This is a genomic window from Faecalicatena contorta, from assembly GCF_003149105.1.
Taxonomy (GTDB): Bacteria; Bacillota; Clostridia; order Lachnospirales; family Lachnospiraceae; genus Muricomes; species Muricomes contortus_C.
Map to the genome: position 1 here is coordinate 115,196 of NZ_QGDS01000011.1, position 25,649 is coordinate 140,844.

Sequence of the window (25,649 nt, forward strand, 5' to 3'; positions counted from 1 at the left end):
TTACACCTTCGCTTTCCCGTCTGAACCTGCCAGGCGGATGATATCTTTGATGTCTTCACGCAGACGCTCTTCTACATAGGAAGATAACTTCCACGCATGTCCATCATCTTTTCCCAGCTCCAGACCTTCTTTTACAAGGTCAATATACCGGCAGCGTACCTGGGTTCCAAAATTAATCTTGGCGACACCGCTCTTGATGGAGCGCTTAACTAATTCATCATCCATCCCTGTACAGCCATGCAGAACAAAGGGAACTTCTGTAAACTTCCGGCATTCTTCCAGTACTTCCACCCGTATATCTACCGGGCCTTTGTAAAACCCATGAGCATTTCCAATACCGATGGCCAGCATATCCGGATTACACAAGGACAGATATTTCTTTACCACTTCCGGGTCTGCAATATTAGACGCCCCTATCTGCCGGCCCTGGTCATCCAGGCGCGCCAGTTCTCCGATTTCAGCTTCCAGCGGCACATCAAAGCAGCGGCATACCTTTGCGACTTCTTCTGTTTTCGCTGCATTTTCTTCCATAGAAAATGCGGAACCATCGTACATTATAGAAGTAAAGCCAATCTGCAGCATTTCCATGCACCGCTCAAAGCTTTCTCCGTGATCCAAATGAATTGCTACAGGCACCGAAACCTGCTCTGCCATCCATTTTGCTGTTTCATAAAACCATTTATTTCCGGAATAGGAGCCTGTATTTACATAATGGGCCAGAATTACCGGAGATTGCAGTTCTTCTGCTGCTATACAGATTGCACGGATAATATCATAAGTTCCTCCCTGTGTATTAATTGCGGGAACCGCATATCCTTCTTTATAGGCTTTTTGTATCATTTCATAACTTGTTGTCAGCACAATATTCCTCCTGTCCCCTTAGATATTTACAATTACTTTTAAGTAGTCCGCCGGATGTTTGGCTATATCCTGAATTGTACCTTCCACCTCATCCATCTCAATGATTTTAGTAATCATCGCATCAGCAGGAATCTTGCCTTCATTCACCATTTGAATTGCCTCCGGAAACTTTTGATTGGAGTTTCTGGATGGGCACACATCGATTTCTTTCTGCATCAGCCGCACCGTATTAATTGCTACCGGATTATGTGGCCAGCCAACCAGGGCAATCCTTCCGCCGTGGCAGACATAATCATGCATCTGTTCTAAAATAAACGGAGATCCGGTACAATCAACCATTGCTTCCGGCATCTTGCCCTTTGTAACTTCACTCAAAAATTCCTGTATTCCGCCTTCCCTGGAATTAAACACATGAGGAATCCCATGATTACTTGCATAATCCAGACGTTCTTGCACCACGTCAATGATAATCGGTTCCGCCCCATAGTTGATACATCCGAACGCTGCCATCAAGCCAATTACACCGGCGCCGAAAATGACTACTTTTTCTCCTTTTGCTGCACGTGCCCTGGTAATTGCATGCAGCCCAATCGTCAAAGGCTCTACAAGAACTGCATGTTCAAATGACATTTCATCAGGAATTTTATAGGTTTGATTTACCGGCTGCAGAAAGAGTTCTGACATCATTCCGTCTTTATGCACACCGCACACTCTTATATCTGTACAGTTATTAAACCGGCCCTGTTTGCACATATGGCATTTATTGCAGGGAATATAAGGCTCTAAGGTCACTCTGTCCCCTGCTTTTAATCCCTTGTCATTTTCTCCGACTTCCTCGATAATCCCTACCCCTTCATGACCTAATCCGTTGACCGGATACTTCATAGTGGGATTGACACCCCGGTAGGCTGTTACATCGGAACCGCAGATTCCGCATTTTAAAATCTTAACTACTGCGTATCCAGGTTTTTCCTTCGGCTGCGGGAATTCTCTGACTTCTAATTTTCCGGCTTCCGGCAAACACAATACTTTCATTGTCTTATATCCTCCTGCTCCTAATCTTCAACATCATTTTCTTTTATATAGTTCAATGCATTTGGCATAATCCCGGCACTCCACCCGCCGTCTGCAAATATAATCTGTCCCACAATATAATTGGATTCTTCCGAAGCCAAGAAGCATGCCAGATTAGCCACCTCTTCTACTTTTCCAAAACGCTCAATGGGAGAAACCGATAATATTTCCTTTTCATTTAATATCCCTTTTTTCAGCGGAGTCTCTACCATTTCTGTCTTAATCCAGCCTGGTGCGATTGCATTGACTTTAATGTTGTACATGGCCCATTCCGCTCCCAACTGCTGGGTCAGCAGATTTACTGCACCCTTGGTTATCCCATAGGGTACTCTTCCTACATTAATCATTTTCGTATTGCCTGATGAGATGTTTATAATTGCTCCGCCCCCATCTCTGCGCATATATCTCCCTACTGCCTGGCAGGTAAAAAGCGGGGCTTTCATATTAATATCTATAACTTCATCCAAAGTTGCTTCATCTAGTTTTAACGTTGGGCAAGGTCTTGCAACTCCGGCACAATTTACCAGAATATCAATCCTCCCGTACTTTTCATGTATCTGGCCGGCCATTTCAAAAATTGCATCCCGGCTCCGCAAATTAATCTGATAAAACTCTGCTCCTTCTCCAAGCTTTTCTTTTGCCGTTATACCTTCTTCTTCGAGAACATCAGCAATAATAACCCGTGCGCCCTCTTCTACATATTTTTTTGCAATACCAAAACCAATCCCTCTTGCGGCTCCGGTAATCAGAGCCACTTTATTCCTTAATCTTGCATTTTCCATATATACTTACCTAACAGCCTTTCCAAATGAATCATTACCACCATTTAATTTTCTCGGTAATATAATTACGGTACTCAATAAATTTAGGGTCAGTAATATTACGTGGTCTTGGCAAATCAATCATAACTTCTTCTTTTATTTTCGCTGGTTTGTTGGTCAATATCAGAACCTTTTCTGCCAGATACACTGCCTCTTCGATATTGTGTGTAATAAACACTACCGTACTTCCAAGTTCCTTCCACAGACGAATTACTTCATCCTCCAGATAAAACCGCATCTTGACGTCCATCTGCCCGTAAGGCTCGTCCATCAGAAGCAAGTCCGGCTTCATGGCAAAAGAACGTCCGATAATAATCCGCTGTTCCGCTGAAACAGAAAGCTCTCCCGGGTACGCTTTCCGAAACTCCTGCAGCCCCATCAGGTCCAGAATCTGGTTTACTCTTTTATCAATTTCGGCTTTTGGCAATTTCTTAATCTTTAAACCGTATGCAATGTTATCTTCTACTGTCAGCCACGGTAATGCGCTGGGTTCCTGAAATACAAAGGAAATATTGTGTTTGCTTGGATCCGCAGGTACTCCATCTATGTAGAGATCTCCCTCACTTGGCATATGAATTCTGGTTAAACAGTTCAGAAATGTACTTTTTCCACAGCCTGTCGGTCCTACTACGCAAACAAATTCTCCCTTATGGATATTAAATGACATATCATCCAGCACCAATAAATCACCGAATCGTTTTGTCAGATTTCTCACTTCTACTTTTACATCTCTTTTTTCCTGTTCGAGCATAGCTGCCTCCTTAACTATATGGACAAGTCCGTATTATCTGAAATAACCGTACGAAGATCAAGGAATTCTTTACTCACCATATCCCTTGGCCTTTGCATATCAATCGGATACACTTCTTTCACCTTAGCGGGACAATCGCTCAAAAGAATAATACGGTCGCCCAAGTAACACGCCTCTTCAATATTGTTGGTTACAAAGATAACCGTACGCTTTTCCTGCTCCCAGATCTTCAGCAAATCTTCCTGCATCTGATATCTGGTCTGTGCATCCAATTTACCAAATGGTTCATCCATGATTAACAGTTTCGGGTCGGCTGTATATGCCCTGGCGATTCCGACACGCTGCTGCATCCCGCCTGACAGTTGTTTTGGATAGTAGTTTTCAAATCCTTCTAAGCCTACTAATTTAATATAATGCCTGGCAACCTCACGGCGTTTTGCTTTCTCCACTCCTTTGAACTTTAACGGTAATTCTACGTTTTGAATAACTGTTTTAAAAGGCATCAAAGCTAATTTCTGAAATACCATTCCGATTTCAGGGTTCAATCCCTTCCACTCTTTACCGTCATAAATGATTTTTCCTTCCGTCTGCTCTTCCAGACCGGACATGATATTCAGCAGCACCGTCTTCCCGCAGCGCCCCGGCCCCAATACAACCAAAAACTCTCCGTCATAGACATCTAAGGATACATCTTCAATCGCTGTAAAATAATCTTTTGCTCCAAAGAAGGTTTTGGATACATTTTCAACTTTCATTCTGGTTTTTAATTGTTCCATGGGCATACCACCTTCTCAAGTTTTTGCAGAGACACTGAAAGCAGTGCTCCGATGATCGCAATTGTTATAACAGAAACCAATACAAGTGCCAAATCACTTCCCTGCCATCCGCGGGTTACCAAAGAACCCAATCCTTCTTTTGCACCCAGCATTTCCGCTGCAAGTACTGTAGTCCATCCGGAACTCACGGATGTACGGATTCCGGCAAAGATAGACGGCAATGCGGTAGGTATCACAATCTCTTTCAGTATCTGAATATTTTTCCCGCCGAAGATCTTTCCAACCTGTATATTGATCTTATCTACCATTTCAATTCCGGTAGAAGTATTGATTACCAGCGGTACAAAGGTTCCGATAAATACCAGCAATACTTTTGGGAACTCACCAATCCCAAACCACATAATAATCAGCGGTATCCATGCAATTGGGGGGATGGGACGGATAACTTCAAAGATACTTCCAAAGAATGCCTTTGCCTTTCTGCTCCATCCAATCAAAATACCAAAGCAAATGCCAAATGCCCATGCAATCATAAGAGCAATAAGCACGCGTCTTAAACTTGCCGCTGCATGGCCAATCAACGTAGTTTTCGCAATTGGTTTTGTAAATGTTAAAAGAAATCTTTCCCATACTGATTGCGGCTGAGGCATCAATTCCGGATGCACTCCCGAAAAGAGTATCCAGCCGCCTGCAATCAATCCAACCGCCAGAACCGGTAAAGCCCAATACAGTACGGCATGAACTGTTTTATTTCGTTTGTAAGATTCATTCATTTCTCTTTCCCTCCTAGCGGTTTACTTTCCAACGAAGGAAATATTTTTCTGCACGTGACAGGAACATTGAAAGAACCGCTCCTACTGCCCCGATTACTACCATACCTACGATTACAATATCCGGTCTTGCAACTGTACGTCCAATCTGTATCATATATCCAAGTCCGGCACTTGCTGCAAGCATTTCCGCTGCCACCAACGTGGACCATGAGTTGCCAAGTGCCACCCGGATGCCCGCAAATACCATTGGCAATGAAGACGGAACTCCAACCTTTATAAATATCTGCCAGTTTGGCGCTCCAAATGTCTTTGATACATCAATCAACGTCTGACTGGTCAGTTTAATTCCCGTATAAGAGTTAATCACACAGGGAACAAACGCCGTAAAAAATATAATTAATGCCTTTGCCTGTAAACCGACTCCCATCCATACAACGACCAGGGGAATCCAGGCAATGGGCGGGATCGGGCGGATCAATTCAAAAATAGGACGGATAAACCGGTCGGCATAAGTCCACCAGCCCATTAAAAGTCCCAGCGGTACACCGATTACGATAGCTGTTAAAAATCCGGATAATGCTACTTGCAGAGATGCCAGAATATTTACACTCAGCACATTTCCGTCCGGCGCTTTGCTGCCTAACTTATCAATTAAGGTGTCAAGAATCGTTGTCGGTGCAGGAAGCATCCTTGCTTCTACCCACCCCAGCATGACTGCTAACTGCCATATAACTAAAACAGAAAGTATACCTGCCGCACTTAGCAGGATATACTTTATGTTTTCTTTCTTTTGATTCTGACGCCACGATTGCATTTTCTGTTCCAAAATTTGTTTATCAATCATTTTCGCGCAGTCTCCTCTTCTACGTTCTTTGCGTTTATACTATTCTGCACTCTGCACATCTTTTAACAGCTGTACATCTGTATGACCTTCGAATTTTCCAAGATCATCTTTCGTGTAGTTCCCTACTGAAACAAAGAACTCTAATACATTAACCAGGTTCTGCTCCATTACGGTCAGCTCAGAACCATCTGCCGTATCTTCCATCATTGCAATTGCTTCATCTAATGTATAATAGGTGTCAGCTTTCACATATTGACGTGCGGTTTCCGGGTCCAGAGAACTTCCGTTTTCATCGTTCATATCCACGCAATAATCTACGACTTCTTCCTCATTGTTTCTCATCCACTCCAAAGTCTCAAAATATACTTCCAGGAATATTTTCATTGCTTCATAAGTATCTTCATCTTCATAGCTGTTTTTATTTACTACAAAGTTACACATCAGGCCGGAATCAACCAACGGGCCGCTTGCTACTGCAGTATACTTGTCATCTTGTTCCAGCATCTTGAATGTTCCGCCGCTTCCTGTCAGAACGCAGACATCGCCTTCCCCTGCAAGGAATGCACTATAAGCAGTTGCCGGGTCCATTGCTACGAAAGTAACATCATCTTGAGTCAGTCCAAATCCTTCTAACATTTTAATCAATACATACTGGGTAACACTTCCAGTATTGCAAAGAATAGATTTTCCTCTCCAGCTATCTGCATCTCCGTAAATTTCATCGTTGATAGAGTTATTTCCTGTTCCCGCTGCTACGATTTCGGAATCATTTCTTGCAAAAACATATTGAGTTCCATCATCTGTGTTACTGGCTCCGACTACTTTCGCATCATATCCCAGTACTCCGGCGAATACACCGCCTACTCCCGTACAGCCGATATCCCATCCGTCAGAAGATAAGGATTCCATCTGCACCGGCCCGTTTGTAAACAAAGTTTCCTCAATCGTTAAACCTGCTTCTTCAAACAACCCTTTTTCCTGTGCAATATATACAGGCAGGAAATTTAAGCTTCCTCCAATTCCCGAAACATTTAATTCATATTGTGCAGCCTCTGAACCCCCTTCTCCAGAACCGCTTCCTCCTTTACCGCTTTTTCCGCATCCGGCTAACGCCCCAGCCAGCAATGTAACGGAAAGCCCTAACGCCGCTGCTTTCATTAACTTTTTCAATTTCATAATCTTCCTCCTATATGTTTGTTTATTTTCCCGATTTATTCGGATTGAATTAATTGGATACTAGCATTTCCCACAACAACTTTCAACACATTTTTACCCAAACGTTTGCTTTATTACTAAAAAAGTAGTATGATAATTTTTAATATTATATACAAGATTAAGGTTTTTAGGAGGTAGCTATGACACTAAAAGAAATTGCAAAAGAAGCTGGTGTTTCCATCTCTACGGTATCCAGGGTGATTAATGACAGCAATTCAAAAGCCGCCAGCAAAGAAGTGCAGGAACGCATCTGGGAAATTGTGCGCCGGACAGGATATACACCTAATTCTGCGGCACAAAACCTAAGAACAGCAAAAAAAGGGAAAAGAAATAATTCACGCGCCTTATCCTGCTTATTTGCCCGTACACCAAACGATCCCAACGATCCTTTTTTTTCTACGATTGCAAAAAACGTTGAAATTGAAGCCTATAAGCATAATTACATCATGAAACTATCTTTTACGTCCATTGATATTACAAAGCCGGAGACTTGCCGGTTAATCCTGAATAATGATGTGAGCGGTGTTGTCATTCTCGGGCGGTGTGATAAGGCTACTTTAAAGTTTCTGCGAAAATATTTTAATTATGTTGTTTACACGGGTTTAAATGAGATTGATGCAAATTTTGACCAGATCCTATGCAGTGGATATGACGTAAGCTTATGTGCAATGGAATATTTAGTTGAACTGGGGCACCAGCATATCGGATACCTGGGAGAAGTGTCTTCGGAAAATCGTTACGTGGGATATAAAGCGGCAATTGAGCGGCATCAACTGCCCTTCGACAGTTCTTATGCCTGCTCCACTCCTTTTTCTTCCATCGGAGGTTATAACGGCGCCATGAAACTTTTAGATTCCCAGCCGAAGCTGACCGCTGTTTTCTGCGGCAATGACATGACAGCAATCGGTGCAATCCGGGCAATCAAAGACCGGGGATTAAAAATTCCCCAGGATATTTCTGTCATCAGCATTGATGACATTGATGCTGCCCAGTATCTTTCCCCTATGCTGACTACCGTACATATTCCTCTGGAGGAGATGGGAAGGCATGCAGCAAAGACAATCATCGACCGGATCAACGGAGGGCACACAACACCGATAAAAATAAACTTCCCATGCTATCTGGCTAAACGGGAAAGCTGCGGAAAACCACGAAAACAGTTATAAATTGCAACTGCTCAGGAGGCCAGGCCCGATTTCGCTTTGCTGCGGGCGGGGAAAAAATTAAAAACCGCACTCCTATATCTATGCTTCCGGAGCGGAACCCTTCCAGGTCTAATGTGATATAGCGGAAACCCAGCTTTTTCAGAAATTCAATAATCTTCTTGCGGTTCTCAATAAAAGCGGGGACCGCTTCTTCATCTATTTCTATTCGTGCAATCTCATCATGTATCCGCAGCCTCACATTGTGTATGTACTGTTACCGCATGTACTTTGTTTCCTTGTTTTTCCTCCAAACTAATTGATAATCAACGCCCGTACAAATCCGGGACAGTCATAAGTTCTTTTTCCGCCTCCCAGACCAATCTTTTTCACTGTAAATTCCTCAGGCAATTGTTCTTTCGTCCGAATTGCCGCCGCTATTGCTGCTCCGGTAGGGGTTATCAACTCCCCAAAACAATCTGTCACATGCAGTTTCAACCCATTTTCCTCAGCAATATTTGAAACCGCAGGTACAGGAATAGGCAGGATTCCATGCCTGCAGCGGATTGTTCCCTGTCCATCATACAATTCTGTTATGATTACATCATCGATTTCCAGACTGTCGATACAAACAGCCGCCGCAATGATATCTACGATAGAATCCACTGCCCCGGCATCATGGAAATGCAATTCCTCCAGCGTGGTCCCATGTGCTTTTGCTTCTCCCCGTCCCAAAATCTCAAATATCTTCAAAGCCAGTTCTTTTGCTGTTTCTGTAATCTTGCTCTGTACGATGATTTCGCTGACTTCTCTAAGCCCGCGCTGTGTGTGATGATGAGCTCCCTTATGTCCGTGATGGCGTCTGTTTCCATGCTCAGGATAATGTGCATTCTCTTGTTCATGATGGTGCTCCTTATGATGGTTATGATTAGAATGCAGATATTCCATGTCATGGTCATGATTTTCATAGGCTGCATCCAGCATTACATGAAAATCACATACATCCATCCCACTCTTTTCTGTGCGGGAAATCTGAATCTCAAAACCTTCCACGGGAATACTGTCTAATGCCTCAAGCAGCATATCCTGGTCCACACCCAAATCCAAAAGTGCTGCTACTACCATATCCCCGCTGATTCCCGATGTGCATTCCAAATATAGTTTATTCATTGATTTCTACTCCTTTCCTGTACCTGACTATGAAACAAAAAGAAACCACAAAAAGACTCCGGCTTCTGCCAGCATTCCCTTCATGGTTATGTTTCATTATATATTTACGTGGTCTTACTATTTTATCATTTGTTTTGATTACGCGGATATGTCCGCCTTTGTGCTGCTTGTGTCAGCAATTGTTTTAAATTATATATGTATTACAGAAAAAATACAAGTCTGTTTCACCCAATCGTTTGCTTAATTGCTGCAGAAATTTTGTGTAACTGAGCTATAATGAAAATCTCCATATATTGTAGATATTAATCAGGATAATCACACTCATTACCCCGATAAACAGCTGGTTTACCCTTCTTTCTTCTATCCTGCAGTTCAGTGCACTTCCTGCAGTTCCACCCAGGATTCCCCCTATCACCATCACTACAAAATAGCTGATATTAACCGGAGGTAAGTTGCCCGCCGCAATAACCTGAATCAGACTGGCAATCTGTGAAAACATTATAATATATATGGAATTAAGCGCAGCCTCCTTCGTACCCATAGAAAAAAAATAGACCAGTACTACAAGGTTGATAGGCCCGCCGCCAATTCCCAGGAAACTGGACATCAGTCCTAATAACAAACCGATGATAATATATATGCCGATATTATCCCAGTCTTTTGTCTTGATTTTCTCCTTGAAAAAAGTATACAGTAAAGTTCCCGCCGTTATCAAAAGCAACACGATTGCCTGAGTTCTGCCTACCAACGCTTCATTATTCAGCCGCAGCTTCAAAGCTTGAAAAAGCATCTTTCCGAATATCCCGCCCAATACCGCTCCCATGGCCAGAACAGAAGATGCCTTAAGATTCAGCTTACTGCTGCCTTCTTTCATGTTTTTATAAAGTGAAACCACCGACATCGATAACACAGTACAGCCGGACAGAAAACTAATGCTTGATACGCTCATGATTCCCATCGCATCCAATACTGGTTTAATTATGACGCCGCCGCCGATTCCACAAATAGAACCCACGATGGATGATAAAAAACAAACAATAAATACAACAAATAGTAACGGATTCATGTTCCCCTCCTGACTATTGTCATTATAGGTTTAAGGAGAACAATATACAAATCATTTTTACGAAAACGTTTGGGTAGTCTTTTTCCTAATTTTATTTACTCATCATATATTTCACGCTTTCCCTTAATCGCGGCGGCAATTGCAGTTTCCACTCCTTCTATCGCTTGTGCCTTATCGTGTTTAACCAACGCGGCAAAGATATGATCCGAGCTGCTGCAAACTACCTCATTGCCATACTTTCGGATAAACCGCTCCCACAACTCCAATACCGGTACCCTAAACGACCGGTAAATTAATGGAAGAAGCGTATTGCCGCTGATCATCGTTATCTCATGGTAAAACTCGAAGGCGGCTGCGGCTGCCTTCTTTGCATCTTTGTCTTCAACCAGTTTCATCTCCTCAAGACGTTTCTCTAAGTTTTTAAAATTCTCATCGTTACCGTTTTCTGACGCTAGTTCCACGGCTAATTTATCGACGACCATCTTCATTTCCAGAATAGACCGGATATCGTCACGGCGGAGTTGTCCGCCATTATAATTCATAATCGAGAGTAAGGTTTCCACTGTTCCGTAGCGTCGGTAATCAAGTACGTAAACTCCTGACCGCGGCTTCACCATGAGAAAGCCCTTACGCGCCAACTCGGCTATTCCACTGTTTACCACAGCTCTGCTGACTTGCATCTTTTCTGCTAACTCTCTCTCAGAGGGTAATCTCTCACCGATTTCCAGTTTTCCGGATAAGATCATTGATTCTAGTTCTTTTACAAATAGTTCTTTTAAGGTAGGGGCATTTAGTTTTGCAAAATCCAAAGTTTTAGTTCTCCTTTAGTAGTATTTATTGGAATTGGTATGTCCAGATACCAAATTTATATCACAATTTAATATTTATTGCAACCGGTCATTGTTAAACTTGTATATAAAGCTAATTTTGATTGATATTTGCTTGACAATCTTAGATATAATGTCTAAAATCAAATTAAAATAAAGAATTGCACTACTGGTATGTCCAGATTTTCACTGTCAATTTCTTAATTCATGAGGAGGGAAGTTATGTTTACTTTTAATTCACAAAATCCACTTTCGATGTGGCTGGTTTGGTTCGCCGTCTTTGCTGTCCTGTTTTTACTTAACGAAGTCAGCCGCCGGTACAAATGGATTGGCTTTGGGTGCTTTGTCATTTTGCCCCTGGTTTTATCAGCTCTTTGGTTCACTGTCCTAAAGGAATCCACCTATCTGGACTGGTTCCATTTAGCCAAAGTATACTCATCTACTGCTGGTTGTATTGGCTTTTGGTGCATCCGCCATCTGAAGGGTACGAACAAGAAAACCGGTAAGGCCTGGCGCCTGGCTGACAATAAGATTGCTCTCTGTTTTCCACCGCTGATCCTCGCTATCAATATCGCAGAGGCTGTGGCAAGGGACTTTGAAGTCGGCAGGAAATATGCGGTGATAGCACAGGATATTACTGCTGATACTACGGTTAACTTAATGGGCGGTTCCTGGAATTACATAAATGCCATTGCCGGAATCATTAACATTATTCTTATCACCGGTTGGTTCGGCATCTGCAATCGCAAGAAGACAAACAAAGACAGCAGTCAGGATATGCTCTGGCCCGACATGCTCTGGTTTTACATCATTGCCTATGACTTGTGGAACTTTGCTTATACTTACAACTGCCTGCCGCATCATGCCTGGTACTGCGGATTTGCGCTTCTTCTGGCCCCGACTGTTTGTTCCTTTACCGTTGGGAAGGGTGCCTGGCTGCAGCACCGCGCCCAAACACTGGCACTTTGGTGTATGTTCGCCCAGACCTTTCCGCTTTTTCAGGATGAAAGCCGGTGGCGTGTGGATTCAACTTACAACGAAACCATTTATTTCATTGTCAGTTTCGCAGCTTTAGCAGCCAACATTGCTGTGTTAGTCTACATGCTTTACAAAGTTAAAAAAACCAAACGTAACCCGTACAAAGGTGAGCTTTATACCGACCTTAAAGCTTATCAGAAAATCAAGGCTTTAGCCGAATAAGGAGGAGTTTCTTGAAAGAATTTCGTGTTTTAGAAATCAAGGAAAGCGTCTTTGCTGATAATAATGCGGACGCTGACCGCCTGCGTGAAGAGCTCAAAGAAAGCAACACTTTTTTACTGAATCTTATGAGTTCTCCCGGGGCCGGTAAAACCAGCACCCTTGTTAAGACGATTGCAGCCCTAAAGTACAAACTGAATATTGCCGTAATGGAAGCCGACATTGACTCTGATGTGGACGCTGCCACCATAGCCGCTACCGGAGCTAAGGTGATTCAGCTCCACACCGGCGGTATGTGCCATCTTGACGCCGATATGACCCGCCAAGGGATCAAGGGGCTTGATGCCGAAGACACTGACCTGATTGTTCTCGAGAATGTGGGAAATCTCGTTTGCCCTGCCGAATTTGATACCGGTGCCACGAAGAATGCAATGATCTTAAGCGTTCCTGAAGGTGATGATAAACCACTAAAGTACCCTTTGATGTTTCAAATATGTGATGCGCTGATTATTAATAAAATCGATACTATTTCCATGTTTGATTTTGATATGGATGCCTGCATTAAAAGGGCCAGAAAATTAAATCCAGATATTAAAGTCTTCCCTCTTTCTGCCAAAACAGGCGAAGGCATGGAAGCCTGGACTTCCTGGCTTTATGAAACAGTTACCGCAAACCAGGAAATAAATTAAAAGGAGAAATACATATGGAACGAGTAATTACAAAAATGTATTTTCCGGAAGGCTATGAGTGTCAGTATAAGCAAAAGGTGATGGACTTCGTGAACATGCTGGGCCGTAAGGATCCGAAAAAGAACGGTTATCAGTGGGATGACCCGGAATATGTGATCCTGGAACCGGGAGTAACCGATGAGATGGCTGAAATCGGTCTGGCAATGGGTTATTACACCAAACGGACTGCCAAAGAAATAGCCAAAATCACCGGGAAATCTGAGGAGTATTGTCATGAGCAGATGATGAAGCTGGCCGAATACGGCACTACTTTCGTAAATGTCATTGATGGGGTGGATACCTTCTGGCATGCAGAAAGCTGGATTCCGGGTATCATGGAAATGGTTGTCAATAACTTGGAGAATGTCCAAAAGTATCCAGTGGTTGCCTATGCCATGGAGGCCTATGGGCGCGTAAGAGGCCCGGCGAGTTCCGGGATGTTCCCTCCGGGAATCGGCCTTATGAGGGTAATTCCGATTGAACAGGCCATCGACGGCAATAATAAAAAGGTCAGCTATGAAGAAGTTTCCAAGTATTTGAATGACAATACCGTCTTTTCCTGTTCTCCCTGCTCCTGCCGGACGGACAGGGAGGCTATGGGTGAAGGCTGCGGGCACTTAAAGGAAGATATGTGTATTCAAATGGGCCACGCCGCCGAATATTACATCCGCACCGGCAGAGGCCGGGAAATCACAAGGGACGAAGCCTTCGAGATTATAAAAAGAGCAGAGGAAAACGGGCTGATGCACCAGATTCCCAATATCGACGGTTCCGGCAAAACCCATGCCATCTGCAACTGCTGCAGCTGCTCATGTCTCTCCTTGCGTTCGGGAACCATGTACAAGAACGTTGACATGGTGCGGTCAAACTACGTTTCTACTGTGGATAAAGAAAAATGCGTAGCTTGCGGCCAATGTGTAGAGCACTGCCCAATGAATGCTATGAAATTAGGGCAAAAACTCTGTTCAAAAGGCGAAGTAACAGAGAATATCACCACCACGGTAACACCAAGAAATTTTGATCTGGACCAAAGCGACTGGAACATCGATTACCGGATTAACCGGGAGGAAGTTGTGGATACTGGAACCGCCCCTTGTAAAACAAACTGCCCGGCACATATCGCTGTTCAGGGGTACATCAAATTAGCAGCTCAGGGGAAATATACCGAAGCATTAGAGCTCATCAAAATGGAGAACCCTTTCCCGGCTGTTTGTGGCTATGTCTGTAATAAGCGTTGTGAAGACGCTTGTACAAGAGGTGATATTGACGAGCCTATTGCTATCGATGATATTAAAAAATTTATTGCCCAGCAGGACTTAAATAAAGAAACCCGTTTCGTTCCTAAGAAGCGGCATGACTATTCAGACAAACAAATCGCCGTGATTGGTTCAGGGCCGGCTGGTTTGTCCTGCGCCTACTATCTGGCAGTCGAAGGCTATGATGTAACTGTCTTTGAAAAAGAAGAAGTTCTTGGGGGTATGCTGACCCTGGGTATCCCTAGTTTTGTTCTCGAAAAAAACATCGTCAATGCTGAAATCGACATTTTAAAAGAGTTAGGCGTCAAATTTAAAACCGGCATTGAAATCGGCAAAGACAAAACCTTAGATGATCTCCGCAAAGAAGGCTATAAGGCTTTCTATGTTGCCATCGGTGCACAAAACGGGCGTAAAATCGGTGTCGACGGCGAAGATACTGACGGTGTAATTTCCGGTATCGACTTCTTGAGACAACTAAACTTAGATGAATCCAAGAAAATTTCCGGAAAAGTGGTCGTTATCGGCGGCGGAAACGTGGCCATAGATGTGGCCCGGGTAGCCACCCGTGCCGGTGCTGAGGAGGTCAGTATGTATTGTCTCGAGAGCAGAGAGCAAATGCCTGCGCTTCCCGAGGAAATTAAAGTGGCAGAAGACGAAGAAATCATTATCAATAATTCCTGGGGACCGAAACAGATTCTCACAGAGGACGGAAAGGTAACCGGTGTAGAATTTAAGAAGTGTGTATCTGTATTCGACAGCGAAGGGCGTTTTCATCCTCAATATGACGAAAATGATACTATCATCGTTTCTGCTGATTACGTTTTATTATCTGTGGGGCAGGCAATTAATTGGGGCAATCTCTTAGATGGAACCTCCGTAGAACTCAATCGCAACAACACAATCCCGGTTGACGGCTGGACCTATCAGAGTCAGCATCCGGATATCTTTAGCGGCGGCGATGCTGTAACCGGCCCGCGCTTTGCGATTGATGCTATCGCTGCCGGTAAACAGGGTGCCATCTCTATTCACCGATTCGTACAGCCGGGGCAGGATTTACGGATTGGCCGCAGCCGCAGACTATTCATTGAACTGGACAAAAGCAAAGCTGTCATTAACAGCTATGACAATACCCCACGGCAGCGGGTACCTCATGAAAGCGGACGCGAATCCAAAAATACTTTCCGAGATCTAAGCGGCAGCCTAACAGAGGAACAAATCAAAAAAGAGACCGAGCGTTGTCTCGGCTGCGGCGCAACCGTAGTGGATCCTTACATGTGTGTCGGCTGTGGAATGTGTGCAACAAAGTGCAAGTTTGATGCGATTAAGTTAGAAAGAATTTATGACGGCGAGGGCGTGGAATTTTTGAAGATAAAAAAAGCAATTGTTCCTCACGTTATTAGGCGGAAACTAAGAGTTAATACGAAGAAGCTTTTTGGAGCGAAGAAATAGTATGCATGAATTAGGAATTATGTATCATATCGTGGAACAAGTAGAGCGGGTGGCACAAAAAAACCGGATAACGGAAATAGAAACCTTAGTTTTACAAGTGGGGGCACTATCTTCTGTGGTGCCCCGCTACCTCTACGCCTGTTTTCCGGCAGCGGCCGACGGCACTATCCTGGAAAACACCACGCTGGAAATAGAATCCCTTCCGGCAAACGGTATTTGCAAAGAATGCGGGAAGATTTTCGATACGATTGAAAACCTTAACATGTGCCCAGACTGCAAAAGCCGGAACTTTGAGCTCATTAGCGGAGATGGCTTTTTCATCAAAGAAATAAGAGGGGCGTAATAACGCCTCTCTTTCCCCTTATCCTTATTATTTTAGAATAGAGCCTGGGGTAGAAAAACGCCTTTATTACAGGTTCTCTTTCATAAAGCGCTCAAGGGTCTCTAATGCCTCATCTTCATCAGTTCCATCTATTGTGATAACAACCTCTTCCCCACATTTTACTGCCAATCCCATTACTCCAAGTATCCTTTTGCCATCCGCTTTCTTATCACCCTTAACTATTTCAATCTTACTGTTATAGTGTGCTGCTTCCTTGACAAACAAACCAGCCGGTCTGGCATGCATTCCCAAGGGATCCGTTATTGTATAAGAAAATACTTTCATTATCATTTTTCCTTTCTTCTTAATCTATCCACTAATTTGAATGCAATATTTGAACGAACTCTTCCGCTGACCCAGCATTAAATAGTGCTTCACTTTTTTCTTCATCCATCAAAATATCCGATAGCTCGCCCAGTAAGTCCAAATGGGTATCGGCATCTGTTGCTGATAAAGTGATAATTAATTTTACCGGATCCAAAGCACCTGCGTTAAAATTAATTGCCGGATCGAGAGTTGCAAAGGTAATATCCGTATGAAGAGCACCGCATTCTGTTCTTGCATGGGCCAGTGCTATATGTTTACTAATAACAATATATGGTCCATTTTCATGCACCACCTTAATCATCGCATCAATGTATCTTGATTCTATTGAGCCCTTTTCCAGTAAAGTCTGAGAAGATTTTCTAATAGCATCTTCCCAATTATCTGTTTTTAGTTGTATCAAAACATCCGAAGCAGTAATCCTATCCAATAGCATTTGGTTAGTCCTCCTTAAATTCATCCATTATTTCTGAAATACTGACAGTACTCAAGCTTTCTGCCTGTTTATAGTATCCGTAAAAATCGCTGGCTTTCGTAACATCATTTGGAACTACCAACACTCTCATTTGAGCATTAATTCCAGCTTTAAGACCATTCTCCGAATCTTCTACTACCAGGGCTTCCGATGGAGTAATAGCGAGTTGTCTGGCTGCCTCCTGAAACAAATCAGGAAAAGGTTTAATTCTTGTAACGTCCTCTGCCGTTACAATGATATCGAAATATTCCATCAGGCCCAGTCTGCTCAAATGGCTTACCGGCTTCTTCCTCCCGGCAGAGGTTGCAAGGGCCAGTTTCAGGCCCTTACACTTAATTTCTTGAATAAATTGCACCACACCCTCTTTGGGAGGAAGTTGATTACTCTGTTCTATAAATCCTTGTATCACATCTTCTTTGAACTGTTTTCGGTTCACAACAATTTTTTGCTTTTTTTCCAGTTCTATAAACAATTCTTCTTCCTGAGATCCGACACAAGTAAGAAACTCCTTCACAGATAATTGATAGTCCTTATTTTTCTTGAACCAGCCTTTGTAAATTTCATACCAGACTACTTCCGTGTCAATAATTACACCATCAAAATCCATAATCACTGCTTTTAGCAAAATTTACCCCTTTCTTAGTCTGACGCTTTTTCTCTTGCCTCTTTGATATCCTTAATCAGTTGTTCATATTCGGGCGCATTCAGATAGTCCACAATTTCCACAAAATAGCATCCACTTTGCTTCTCTTTTACCCTGGCCATTAAAGATTCATGAGAAACAATTACCTGACACTCGGCGGGCAGATTATTTACAGCCACATGGAACACCTTTATATCATCAATGCCCGCAGCTCTCAACTTCTTCTGAAGAACACCTGCGCCCATGGCACTTGATCCAAGTCCTGCATCGCATGCATAAGCTATTAACTTAACCTCAGCAAGATTATAATTTGTATTTGCCTGATTATCAAAGACGGAAGAAATGCGGCTCTCCTTGCCTTTCATTTTTTCCATTTCCTTGACAGAATCTTTTAATTGACTGTCACTGTTCTTTGCCCGCTTGACTAAAGGTATGGCAATCAGGAAAGTTACTATTGATGAAACTAATATGGAAATAATAATTTTTAATCTGTCTCCCTCTGCTGCCATCATCATAATTGAGATGATACTTCCCGGTGAGGCAACACCAATGAGGCCTACCTTAAAGATACTAAACATTAACGTACCCGATGCACCACCGGCAATCAAGGCAATTACTAACGGCGGATTCATCAGTACAAACGGAAAATAGATTTCATGAATACCACCGAAAAAGTGAATAACACCGGCACCATAAGCAGTCGCCTTTGAATTTCCCTTTCCAAAGAACATATAGGCTAATAACACACCTATACCGGGGCCGGGGTTAGACTCTAACAAAAACATCACAGATTTTCCCAGTTGTGCAAGCTGAGTCGTACCCAATGGAGTTAAGATCCCCTGCCCGATCGCATTATTCAAGAAAAGTACTTTTGCCGGTTCAATAAAGACTGCCGTGAGAGGCAGCAGTTTATGAGTAACCAGGAAATCTACACCACCTGCCAATACACCTGTGAGTGATGTGATTGCCGGAGCTACAAACAGATATCCGATTACAGCCAGTGCACCTCCGATTAATCCTGAGGATATGTTATTTATCAGTAATTCAAATCCTGTTGGTATTTTCCCGTCAATGGACTTATCAAATTTCTTCAGCAGCCAGGCACTTGACGGTCCCAAAATCATTGCACCAATGAACATGGTAATATCAGACCCGATAATTACACCTATAGTGGCCACCGCGCCGATAACACCGCCGCGGAATCCATATACTGCATTACCTCCGGCAAAAGCAATCAGTAAGGGTAATAAGTACGTTAACATTGGTACGATAAAGCTTCTTAACACCTCATTATCTATTGCAATTCCTACTGCAGTCAAAATTCCCCATGCCATAAAAGCACCTAAATTTGGAATAACCATCCCACTAAGTTTACTACCAAAATTCTGTATTTTAACTTTAACTGACATTCCTTTCCCTCCTTTTAAGTTTTTCAACTTTTATAGTTCCACTTCCCGCTCCTCTGCAATTGACCGCTCAATTGCATCAACCACTCTAAGTGAATCATACGCTTCTTTTGGTGTGATAATGGACTTTGTGCCACTTGCCACGTTATTGATAAAAGCCATAATCTCCTCTGCCAAATCACCACATAATTCACCATTCACATAGTACCAATGACGAGTATCCGGATATTGCACCTTCTTGTCAGTAACGAACCGCACTCCGTTGTCACATGAATCTACATAAGCCACACCTTTTGTTCCAACCAGTTCTAATTTATCATCAATTATCGTCGGTGATGTTTCCGGTAAAACCCAGCAGGCCTCCATGCACGCAATTGCACCATTTTCATAAGTTACAATAGCATAAATCACATCATTCATTCCATTTTCCTTTAGCAGCACACTGCGGCTTTTGGCAAATACTTTCACCGGCTCACAACCCATGTACCAATTGATATAGTCAATATCATGAATCATTACATGCATGCTTAAATCGGAAGCTCCTACATATCTTCTTGGCCCAATAATCGGACTGTTCCGGCGGCAATATATATGTATGATATCACCCAGTTCCCCCTCATCAAGTCTTTGCTTAATCATTGCAAACCGCGGGTCATAGCGCAGAAGAAACCCAACACTGAATACCTTGTCATAATCTTTTGTCAGCTCATACATAACCTTTCCATCTTCCAGTTCCTTCGCTAATGGTTTTTCCAGAAGTATATGTTTGTTGTTCTTCACTGCAATTTCAACTGCTTCACGATGCATATTATCCGGAAGTACAATACTGACTGCTTCAATTTCCGGATCTTCCAGTAACTCCTTGTAATCTTTGTAACCTTTGCAATTAAATTCCTTTTCTGCTGCAGCCCGTTTTTCATCATCATATTCACAAATTGCTGCCAGCTCTGCCTGAGGCAGTTTCTGATAGACCTGTGCATGATAAGTCCCCATTTGTCCGATACCAATTACTCCTACTTTCACTGCTTCCTTCATATTACTCTTACTCCTCCTTCTTCTAAATGATATTTATGACAGGCACAGCATCTGCTGCCGTATCCATATCCATCTCGCCTTTTATTCGCAGGCTTATTTTATTGATTCCTGTCTAAAATAACATGTAATGTGGAATCATATGTTTCTTCACTTCGTTTCTTGTTTTCCCTGATGTAACTGGCATATAAAATGTCTGTCATAATAAGTACTGGAAACTGGGGTGAAATTATATTGCCATAATCCAAGTTCTTTTTGACTGATACCAGGACCACTTCATCGTAAAACTCTTTTTCTGCATCATGCTTTTTTGAAGTAATCAGAATCGTAGCTGCCCCGCGCTCCTTTGCCATATCCAGCGCTGAGATAACTTCTTTTGTTGCTCTGCTGATGCTGATACCAATGACCATACAATTCTCATTCAGCCTGACAGAATTAACTGCCAGCATATGGGGATCCGTTATTGCCTCCACATCTATGCCCAGCCGGGTAAACCGCATTTTCATTTCATTTGCCGCCAGCCCTGAACTTCCCATCCCGTAAACAAATACACGGCGCTTTTGGTTGAACAGATGTACGATCCGCTTAATCTGTTTGCTGTCAATCAAAGCATAACTTTTATTCAACAGCTCCTCGTACGTGTTTAATGCTTCTTTAATATAGCTCTCAACAACTTTTGTTTCTTTATTCAGTGTTTTTTTGTATTGAAAAATAAACTCCCGGTATCCGGGAAACCCTATCTTTTTTGAAAATCTGGATAAAGCAGCCTCGGAAACATATAGCTGATTGGATATACTTTTAGCCGAAAAATCCAACTCTTCTCTATTATTAATAAAAAAAGAAGCAATTCGTTTTTCTATATTTGTAAAGTTATCACTATTCGACTCGATAATGGGAATAACACTATTTTCAAACTTTGCCATCTGTCCAAACCCCTTTCTTACGAATTTCCGCAAGGAATGCCTTGCTGTATACAGAAATTACAATACGCTCCCAGCATACCCGCCTGATTTCCATTTTGGGCAAATAGCAGCTCTGTATTTTGCCTTACTGACTTTATCAGGTGTTCATCCAACCTTTTATTTAATATGTCATACAGGTATTTTCCCTGGGCGGTTATACCACCTCCAAGCACCACAGCATCCGGATTTATTACATAACAGATATTAGAAATGCCTTGCGCCAGATAATCACACATCTTTTCAATCGCCAATTCACATGTTTTATCTCCGCTTTGTGCCAATTCAAATATTTTCTCTCCCTTGATATCTTTTATTTTCTTTTCTCTGGCCACGTTTTGGATTAATGCACGAGTCGAAGCCAGGTTTTCAAACTGAGCGTCATTCATTTTCATGTAGCCAACTTCACCTGCATAATGGTTAGACCCATGAAAGACCTGGTTATCAATTAATATGCAGCAGCCGATTCCCGTTCCTATTGTCAGACAGATAGAAATATGTTTATTCTTAGCCGCTCCGTAATACATTTCTGCTAATCCGGCACAGGCAACATCATTCTCAACCTCACATGGAATTTTAAACCGTTCTTCTATCAACTGTTTTATGTTCGTCCCTGTATAATCAGGGATATTGTCATTCGCATAAATAATTGTTCCGGCTTTATTGTCTACCACCCCGGCAGTGGACACTCCAATTCCTGCCAATGTCTGACCGTCCAGATATGTCTCCACAACTTTCTCTATTTTATGCATGATATGTGCTCCGCCAAAGTGGGCTTCACTCTCCATCAAATGGTAATCAATGATCCTCCCAGTTTCATCAATCAGGCCATATTTAATCATTGTTCCGCCAATGTCAAACGTCAAATATCTGTTCATAGGCATCCCTCAGCTAAGGCAACCTCCTGGGCATACTGCCTGGTTATTAGCTGCGGCCTGGTAATTGCACTTCCTACTACCACACAATAGCATCCCAGTTCTATGGTTCTTTTGGCCTTTTCCGGAGTATTGATATTGCCTTCTGCGATTACCTTTGCACCAACACTTTTAATTATTTCTTTCAAAAGTTTGAAGTCATTTTCTTCAATACTTATATCTTTACTTTCCTCTGTATATCCGACTAAAGTAGGTCCAATAAAATCAAACCCTAACAGATCAGCATAAATAGCTTCTTCAAGTGTTGAGCAATCAGCAAGCAACATTTGATTGGGATACTTTTCTCTTATCTGCTTCACCAGCACCTGTAATGATTTTCCATCCGGTCTTTCTCGATTTGTTGCGTCAAGTGCGATAATATCTGGTTTCACTTTTGCCAATGCATCAACCTCTTTCATTGTCGGGGTTATGTAGACTTTACTGTTTTCATATTCCTGTTTTATAATACCAATAATCGGTAGATTAACATTTTTTTTAATTTCTTCTATATCTTCTACAGAATTAGCCCTTATTCCTCCTGCTCCCCCCTCCATCGCTGCTCTTGCCATTCTTCCCATAATGAACGGTGAGTGCAGTGGTTCTGTTTCAAGCGCCTGACATGAGACAACAAGTTTACCCTTTAACTCAGCAATCCTCTTATACATAGCGTCCTCCATCCACTTACTTAATCACTCTTTTATCCAATTATATATATGTCCGCAAGTAATTTCAACATTATTTCTTTTTATGATAGTACTTTCATTTTATTGGACCTATTTAATAATAGTTGCTGATTATATCGCATAGTTTCAGTATATATTGCACAAATTTTCAGGAAATCAGTTTCAATCCTATGAATGTTTTTTCTCTGCTGAAAACGCCAATATCCTGCATATTCCTTGAATATGAAGCTTTTAACTTTTGTACAATCTAATATTCAGAAGTGAATCAAGAGTTTGCACAGCAAACTCTTGCATCTGCGGCGGTCGCATAGCGGCATCTACCGCTTACGCCGCAGTGAGCATCTCCCGGAGAGTTGTTATGTAATAGGAAAAGAGCGCATAAGCCAATTTCTGGCTTACACGCTCATTTATACACACTTGCTCTATCCATTAATAATAACCTTCTGCAGGTTCAACTCTTTATCAAGCAGCACTAAGTTTGCAATTTTACCGCTGGCAATACTGCCATATTTATCGTCAATTTTCAATGCCCTTGCCGGATTAATCGTGGCACAAGCAATGGCGTCTTCCAATGGGATTCCCATATCTATTACTGCCGTCTTCATACAATCCATCAAATTTGTAACTGATCCGGCTAAGGCACCGTTGGAAACTAAAGCAGCACGATTTCCTTTAACGTCCACATCCAGGCCTCCTAATGTATAACGCCCGTCTGCCATTCCGGCCGCCCGCATACTATCACTAATAAGAATGATCCGGTCAGTACCAAACATTTCAAAGGTAGCACGTACCATAGATGGGTGTATGTGGACACCGTCACAAATCATCTCTGCCATAACATGCTTGCTGTCAAATGCTGCTCCTACAACACCTGGTTCCCGATGTGAAAAGGCCGGCATCGCATTATGCAAATGAACAACATGAGAAGCACCGTTATCAAAAGCAGCTTTCGCCTGCTCATAATTAGCATTGGTATGAGCCAGCGACACAGAAACTTCACCTTTTACTTCCTGGATAAAAGGAATCGCACCATCGTACTCAGGGGCTATACCGATGAACTTAACCAGCCCTTTGGCAGCCTTTTGAAAACGCCGAAACACCTCCACACTATAAGGAATAATATTTGATGCGTCCTGTGCTCCTTTCTTCTCCCTGCTAATAAATGGCCCTTCCATATTGATGCCCACCAGACGGGCACCATCTGTATTCTCATAAGAAGCATTAATCCGTAAAATCTCTTCTAAAGTCTCTACCGGCAAAGTCATGGTGGCAGGAGCGATAGAAGTAACCCCGATAGAAGCCTCATATTTAGCAATAGCCTGAATAGCCTCCAAAGTTCCATCACAAAAATCATAACCCATACATCCATGAAAATGTAAATCAATTAATCCGGGAATGGCATAGGCACCATTTCCGTCAACTACATCTGACACTGACTTCTCAGCATCAACAAATCGTCCCTCTTCAATAGCTAAATCACCAAAGTGAAACTTTTTATCTTCACGGTAAATTTGAACATTCTTTATAATCATATCATTTCCCTCTTTAGAACCACACTATCCATTTACTCAACCACTCTTCTTTATAAGATTATATATATTTCAGCAAGTAACTTCAATATTATATCAATTTGTGACAGTACTTTCATCGCTTTATCCATAACGCACAACTTATATTAATTGAATTTCATTATTATGGTTAGTGTTACACAAAATTTCAAGAAACTAGATTCTTACCTTGAACTTAAACTCCCCACCCCCAATTCTAAGCAGAGCCGAAATAAAGGACAATATAGTAATTATTATGTAAATGACAGTAGTAACAACTCTAAACTGTCCATTAGAGAGCAAAACTTTAAACACCAGTATCATCATTGGAAATAAATAAAACGATATCGCCACAGCTCTTCCTATCATATCGAAGATAAAAACTTTTTTAGTTTTTTCATCCCGTACTGAAAGAAAAGAGGTTACCCAAAATTCCAGAAATTTAAGTATAATGATTGTCAGCATCCACCAGGGAAATAGCCCTTGAAAATACAAAGAACAGCCTGCAGTAACGATAAAGAAAAAATCAGATACTACATCAAAAACTGCGCCTAATTTGGTCTGGGCATTATACTTGCGGGCCAGCTTGCCATCAAAAAAATCTGTTATTGCAATGATTGCAAATAAGATACCGCACCATGCAATTCTATGATTATCGGAAAATAATGCAGCACAGAATATAACAGAAAGAGGAATCCGCAGCAACGTCATAGCATTTATTAGAACTATTTTCAGCATTCTATTCCTCCTCTTCATACCTTTCGTTTATGTATACAAATCCTTTCAGCCATCACTTCATTTGCCTAAAGAACTCCTCTTTAGAAGAACATATAAGAAGTTCACCATCAATCGTCCCAAAATATTGGCCACTCAATTCAGGGCACTTTCCTCTGCATTTGCCTAAGCATCCAAACTTTAATTTACAATTTATATCCTTTGCATAGTACTTAATTTCCTTTACATCAAAATTGGAACAATGTTTGCACACCTTTACTTTTTTCATAATAATCTTGTATGATATATTTGTAACTAAATACATCAATACTCTCCTTTCGCTTTAACTTTGTTATAATCAATAGTAACACTGTGGACTTTTTATTTTATCTTATAGCTTTGACTATTTTAAGGAGTGTATTGCCACAGTTTTATCTAAATCATTTATAGTTGGATAAGTCTTTGAACTTTCATTTCACGCAAGTTTATGATGATAAAACTAGGTGGATAAACACAGTGATTTTATTACAAAGGAGTTGATTTTATGTTCTATGTTGGCATCGATATCGCCAAGCAAACACATTTCGCATCTATCATGAATTCAGATGGCGAGATTCTTG

28 protein-coding genes are annotated in these 25,649 nt (G+C 42.0%); 5 read left to right on the top strand and 23 right to left on the bottom strand.

Annotated features, from left to right (window positions below; all coding sequences use genetic code 11):
• From A8805_RS16215 to A8805_RS16250, 8 genes are read right to left on the bottom strand one after another with little or no spacing between them, the layout of a single operon-like run.
• Entirely contained in the window at window positions 1–861 is an 861-nt protein-coding gene (locus tag A8805_RS16215) for a class II fructose-bisphosphate aldolase (protein ID WP_109713044.1), read from the bottom strand.
• Between the two features lie 18 nt (window positions 862–879).
• Entirely contained in the window at window positions 880–1,896 is a 1,017-nt protein-coding gene (locus A8805_RS16220) for a zinc-dependent alcohol dehydrogenase (RefSeq protein WP_109713046.1), read from the bottom strand.
• A 20-nt stretch (window positions 1,897–1,916) separates the two neighbouring features.
• On the bottom strand, window positions 1,917–2,717 hold the full coding sequence (locus A8805_RS16225) for an SDR family NAD(P)-dependent oxidoreductase (RefSeq protein ID WP_109713048.1): 801 nt from the start codon (window positions 2,715–2,717) through the stop codon (window positions 1,917–1,919).
• A 34-nt stretch (window positions 2,718–2,751) separates the two neighbouring features.
• On the bottom strand, window positions 2,752–3,507 hold the full coding sequence (locus tag A8805_RS16230; RefSeq protein WP_109713050.1) for an ABC transporter ATP-binding protein: 756 nt from the start codon (window positions 3,505–3,507) through the stop codon (window positions 2,752–2,754).
• A gap of 14 nt (window positions 3,508–3,521) precedes the next feature.
• A complete protein-coding gene (locus A8805_RS16235; RefSeq protein ID WP_109713052.1) occupies window positions 3,522–4,283 on the bottom strand; it encodes an ABC transporter ATP-binding protein in 762 nt (253 codons plus the stop codon).
• A complete protein-coding gene (locus A8805_RS16240) occupies window positions 4,271–5,056 on the bottom strand; it encodes an ABC transporter permease (RefSeq protein ID WP_109713054.1) in 786 nt (261 codons plus the stop codon). Before A8805_RS16240 ends, A8805_RS16235 begins: the two co-directional genes overlap by 13 nt.
• 13 nt (window positions 5,057–5,069) lie before the next feature.
• A complete protein-coding gene (locus A8805_RS16245; RefSeq protein WP_109713056.1) occupies window positions 5,070–5,900 on the bottom strand; it encodes an ABC transporter permease in 831 nt (276 codons plus the stop codon).
• 39 nt (window positions 5,901–5,939) lie between these two features.
• Complete coding sequence (locus A8805_RS16250) at window positions 5,940–7,076, bottom strand: ABC transporter substrate-binding protein (RefSeq protein ID WP_109713058.1); 1,137 nt, start codon at window positions 7,074–7,076, stop codon at window positions 5,940–5,942.
• Window positions 7,077–7,255: 179 nt separating this feature from the next.
• On the opposite strand from A8805_RS16250, the gene A8805_RS16255 reads away from it, so the two are divergent.
• Window positions 7,256–8,281 carry a LacI family DNA-binding transcriptional regulator gene (locus A8805_RS16255; RefSeq protein WP_109713060.1) on the top strand — a complete coding sequence of 342 codons (1,026 nt, stop codon included), beginning with the start codon at window positions 7,256–7,258 and terminating at the stop codon, window positions 8,279–8,281.
• Here the strand turns inward: A8805_RS16255 and A8805_RS22375 are convergent.
• From A8805_RS22375 to A8805_RS16275, 4 genes are all read right to left on the bottom strand, one after another.
• Window positions 8,241–8,519, bottom strand: coding sequence for a hypothetical protein (locus A8805_RS22375; RefSeq protein ID WP_109713062.1), 279 nt, complete (start codon window positions 8,517–8,519; stop codon window positions 8,241–8,243). The genes A8805_RS16255 and A8805_RS22375 overlap by 41 nt on opposite strands.
• 53 nt (window positions 8,520–8,572) lie before the next feature.
• Window positions 8,573–9,427, bottom strand: coding sequence for a LarC family nickel insertion protein (locus A8805_RS16265; protein WP_109713064.1), 855 nt, complete (start codon window positions 9,425–9,427; stop codon window positions 8,573–8,575).
• A gap of 271 nt (window positions 9,428–9,698) precedes the next feature.
• Entirely contained in the window at window positions 9,699–10,493 is a 795-nt protein-coding gene (locus A8805_RS16270; protein ID WP_109713066.1) for a sulfite exporter TauE/SafE family protein, read from the bottom strand.
• Between the two features lie 95 nt (window positions 10,494–10,588).
• Window positions 10,589–11,239: a GntR family transcriptional regulator gene (locus A8805_RS16275; protein ID WP_242992443.1), complete on the bottom strand. Its 651-nt coding sequence runs from the start codon at window positions 11,237–11,239 to the stop codon at window positions 10,589–10,591.
• Window positions 11,240–11,542: 303 nt separating this feature from the next.
• On the opposite strand from A8805_RS16275, the gene A8805_RS16280 reads away from it, so the two are divergent.
• The 4 genes from A8805_RS16280 to A8805_RS16295 are packed head-to-tail and all read left to right on the top strand — an operon-like array spanning window position 11,543 to window position 16,293.
• Window positions 11,543–12,520 carry a DUF5692 family protein gene (locus A8805_RS16280; protein WP_109713070.1) on the top strand — a complete coding sequence of 326 codons (978 nt, stop codon included), beginning with the start codon at window positions 11,543–11,545 and terminating at the stop codon, window positions 12,518–12,520.
• 11 nt (window positions 12,521–12,531) lie between these two features.
• Window positions 12,532–13,206: a hydrogenase nickel incorporation protein HypB gene (gene hypB / locus A8805_RS16285; protein ID WP_109713072.1), complete on the top strand. Its 675-nt coding sequence runs from the start codon at window positions 12,532–12,534 to the stop codon at window positions 13,204–13,206.
• Between the two features lie 14 nt (window positions 13,207–13,220).
• Window positions 13,221–15,950 carry an FAD-dependent oxidoreductase gene (locus A8805_RS16290; RefSeq protein ID WP_242992444.1) on the top strand — a complete coding sequence of 910 codons (2,730 nt, stop codon included), beginning with the start codon at window positions 13,221–13,223 and terminating at the stop codon, window positions 15,948–15,950.
• A gap of 1 nt (window position 15,951) precedes the next feature.
• Window positions 15,952–16,293, top strand: coding sequence for a hydrogenase maturation nickel metallochaperone HypA (locus tag A8805_RS16295; RefSeq protein WP_109713073.1), 342 nt, complete (start codon window positions 15,952–15,954; stop codon window positions 16,291–16,293).
• 66 nt (window positions 16,294–16,359) lie between these two features.
• On the opposite strand, the gene A8805_RS16300 is transcribed toward A8805_RS16295, so the two are convergent.
• The 11 genes from A8805_RS16300 to A8805_RS16350 all read right to left on the bottom strand — a co-directional run bounded on the left by A8805_RS16300 (window position 16,360) and on the right by A8805_RS16350 (window position 25,354).
• Window positions 16,360–16,617: an HPr family phosphocarrier protein gene (locus A8805_RS16300; RefSeq protein ID WP_109713075.1), complete on the bottom strand. Its 258-nt coding sequence runs from the start codon at window positions 16,615–16,617 to the stop codon at window positions 16,360–16,362.
• A 31-nt stretch (window positions 16,618–16,648) separates the two neighbouring features.
• On the bottom strand, window positions 16,649–17,092 hold the full coding sequence (locus tag A8805_RS16305; RefSeq protein WP_109713077.1) for a PTS sugar transporter subunit IIA: 444 nt from the start codon (window positions 17,090–17,092) through the stop codon (window positions 16,649–16,651).
• Between the two features lie 4 nt (window positions 17,093–17,096).
• Window positions 17,097–17,756, bottom strand: a complete 660-nt coding sequence (locus tag A8805_RS16310) for an HAD family hydrolase (protein WP_109713079.1) — start codon at window positions 17,754–17,756, stop codon at window positions 17,097–17,099.
• Between the two features lie 14 nt (window positions 17,757–17,770).
• On the bottom strand, window positions 17,771–19,183 hold the full coding sequence (locus A8805_RS16315) for a PTS mannitol transporter subunit IICB (RefSeq protein ID WP_109713081.1): 1,413 nt from the start codon (window positions 19,181–19,183) through the stop codon (window positions 17,771–17,773).
• A gap of 30 nt (window positions 19,184–19,213) precedes the next feature.
• A complete protein-coding gene (locus A8805_RS16320; protein WP_109713083.1) occupies window positions 19,214–20,215 on the bottom strand; it encodes a Gfo/Idh/MocA family protein in 1,002 nt (333 codons plus the stop codon).
• A gap of 98 nt (window positions 20,216–20,313) precedes the next feature.
• Window positions 20,314–21,135 (bottom strand): MurR/RpiR family transcriptional regulator, encoded by an 822-nt coding sequence (locus A8805_RS16325; protein ID WP_109713085.1) that lies wholly within the window; start codon window positions 21,133–21,135, stop codon window positions 20,314–20,316.
• Window positions 21,136–21,152: 17 nt separating this feature from the next.
• A complete protein-coding gene (locus tag A8805_RS16330; protein ID WP_109713087.1) occupies window positions 21,153–22,049 on the bottom strand; it encodes an ROK family protein in 897 nt (298 codons plus the stop codon).
• The gene (locus A8805_RS16335) at window positions 22,046–22,750 is read right to left on the bottom strand and encodes an N-acetylmannosamine-6-phosphate 2-epimerase (protein WP_109713089.1); all 705 of its coding nucleotides are present in this window, start codon (window positions 22,748–22,750) and stop codon (window positions 22,046–22,048) included. Before A8805_RS16335 ends, A8805_RS16330 begins: the two co-directional genes overlap by 4 nt.
• 440 nt (window positions 22,751–23,190) lie before the next feature.
• Window positions 23,191–24,300, bottom strand: coding sequence for an N-acetylglucosamine-6-phosphate deacetylase (nagA, locus tag A8805_RS16340; protein ID WP_109713090.1), 1,110 nt, complete (start codon window positions 24,298–24,300; stop codon window positions 23,191–23,193).
• A 192-nt stretch (window positions 24,301–24,492) separates the two neighbouring features.
• Window positions 24,493–25,053, bottom strand: a complete 561-nt coding sequence (locus A8805_RS16345) for a CDP-alcohol phosphatidyltransferase family protein (RefSeq protein WP_181392880.1) — start codon at window positions 25,051–25,053, stop codon at window positions 24,493–24,495.
• 52 nt (window positions 25,054–25,105) lie between these two features.
• Window positions 25,106–25,354 carry a hypothetical protein gene (locus A8805_RS16350; protein WP_109713094.1) on the bottom strand — a complete coding sequence of 83 codons (249 nt, stop codon included), beginning with the start codon at window positions 25,352–25,354 and terminating at the stop codon, window positions 25,106–25,108.
• Window positions 25,355–25,649: the final 295 nt, after the last annotated feature.

What these genes read in the sequence shown, in the direction of transcription:
- A8805_RS16220 (WP_109713046.1), bottom strand. Translation starts at nt 1,896, where the DNA reads ATGAAAGTATTGTGTTTGCCGGAAGCCGGAAAATTAGAAGTCAGAGAA.
- A8805_RS16225 (WP_109713048.1), bottom strand. Translation starts at nt 2,717, where the DNA reads ATGGAAAATGCAAGATTAAGGAATAAAGTGGCTCTGATTACCGGAGCC.
- A8805_RS16230 (WP_109713050.1), bottom strand. Translation starts at nt 3,507, where the DNA reads ATGCTCGAACAGGAAAAAAGAGATGTAAAAGTAGAAGTGAGAAATCTG.
- A8805_RS16235 (WP_109713052.1), bottom strand. Translation starts at nt 4,283, where the DNA reads ATGGAACAATTAAAAACCAGAATGAAAGTTGAAAATGTATCCAAAACC.
- A8805_RS16240 (WP_109713054.1), bottom strand. Translation starts at nt 5,056, where the DNA reads ATGAATGAATCTTACAAACGAAATAAAACAGTTCATGCCGTACTGTAT.
- A8805_RS16245 (WP_109713056.1), bottom strand. Translation starts at nt 5,900, where the DNA reads ATGATTGATAAACAAATTTTGGAACAGAAAATGCAATCGTGGCGTCAG.
- A8805_RS16250 (WP_109713058.1), bottom strand. Translation starts at nt 7,076, where the DNA reads ATGAAATTGAAAAAGTTAATGAAAGCAGCGGCGTTAGGGCTTTCCGTT.
- A8805_RS16255 (WP_109713060.1), top strand. Translation starts at nt 7,256, where the DNA reads ATGACACTAAAAGAAATTGCAAAAGAAGCTGGTGTTTCCATCTCTACG.
- A8805_RS16265 (WP_109713064.1), bottom strand. Translation starts at nt 9,427, where the DNA reads ATGAATAAACTATATTTGGAATGCACATCGGGAATCAGCGGGGATATG.
- A8805_RS16270 (WP_109713066.1), bottom strand. Translation starts at nt 10,493, where the DNA reads ATGAATCCGTTACTATTTGTTGTATTTATTGTTTGTTTTTTATCATCC.
- A8805_RS16275 (WP_242992443.1), bottom strand. Translation starts at nt 11,239, where the DNA reads ATGATCTTATCCGGAAAACTGGAAATCGGTGAGAGATTACCCTCTGAG.
- A8805_RS16280 (WP_109713070.1), top strand. Translation starts at nt 11,543, where the DNA reads ATGTTTACTTTTAATTCACAAAATCCACTTTCGATGTGGCTGGTTTGG.
- A8805_RS16290 (WP_242992444.1), top strand. Translation starts at nt 13,221, where the DNA reads ATGGAACGAGTAATTACAAAAATGTATTTTCCGGAAGGCTATGAGTGT.
- A8805_RS16295 (WP_109713073.1), top strand. Translation starts at nt 15,952, where the DNA reads ATGCATGAATTAGGAATTATGTATCATATCGTGGAACAAGTAGAGCGG.
- A8805_RS16300 (WP_109713075.1), bottom strand. Translation starts at nt 16,617, where the DNA reads ATGAAAGTATTTTCTTATACAATAACGGATCCCTTGGGAATGCATGCC.
- A8805_RS16305 (WP_109713077.1), bottom strand. Translation starts at nt 17,092, where the DNA reads ATGCTATTGGATAGGATTACTGCTTCGGATGTTTTGATACAACTAAAA.
- A8805_RS16315 (WP_109713081.1), bottom strand. Translation starts at nt 19,183, where the DNA reads ATGTCAGTTAAAGTTAAAATACAGAATTTTGGTAGTAAACTTAGTGGG.
- A8805_RS16320 (WP_109713083.1), bottom strand. Translation starts at nt 20,215, where the DNA reads ATGAAGGAAGCAGTGAAAGTAGGAGTAATTGGTATCGGACAAATGGGG.
- A8805_RS16325 (WP_109713085.1), bottom strand. Translation starts at nt 21,135, where the DNA reads ATGGCAAAGTTTGAAAATAGTGTTATTCCCATTATCGAGTCGAATAGT.
- A8805_RS16330 (WP_109713087.1), bottom strand. Translation starts at nt 22,049, where the DNA reads ATGAACAGATATTTGACGTTTGACATTGGCGGAACAATGATTAAATAT.
- A8805_RS16335 (WP_109713089.1), bottom strand. Translation starts at nt 22,750, where the DNA reads ATGTATAAGAGGATTGCTGAGTTAAAGGGTAAACTTGTTGTCTCATGT.
- nagA (WP_109713090.1), bottom strand. Translation starts at nt 24,300, where the DNA reads ATGATTATAAAGAATGTTCAAATTTACCGTGAAGATAAAAAGTTTCAC.
- A8805_RS16345 (WP_181392880.1), bottom strand. Translation starts at nt 25,053, where the DNA reads ATGCTGAAAATAGTTCTAATAAATGCTATGACGTTGCTGCGGATTCCT.
- A8805_RS16350 (WP_109713094.1), bottom strand. Translation starts at nt 25,354, where the DNA reads ATGTATTTAGTTACAAATATATCATACAAGATTATTATGAAAAAAGTA.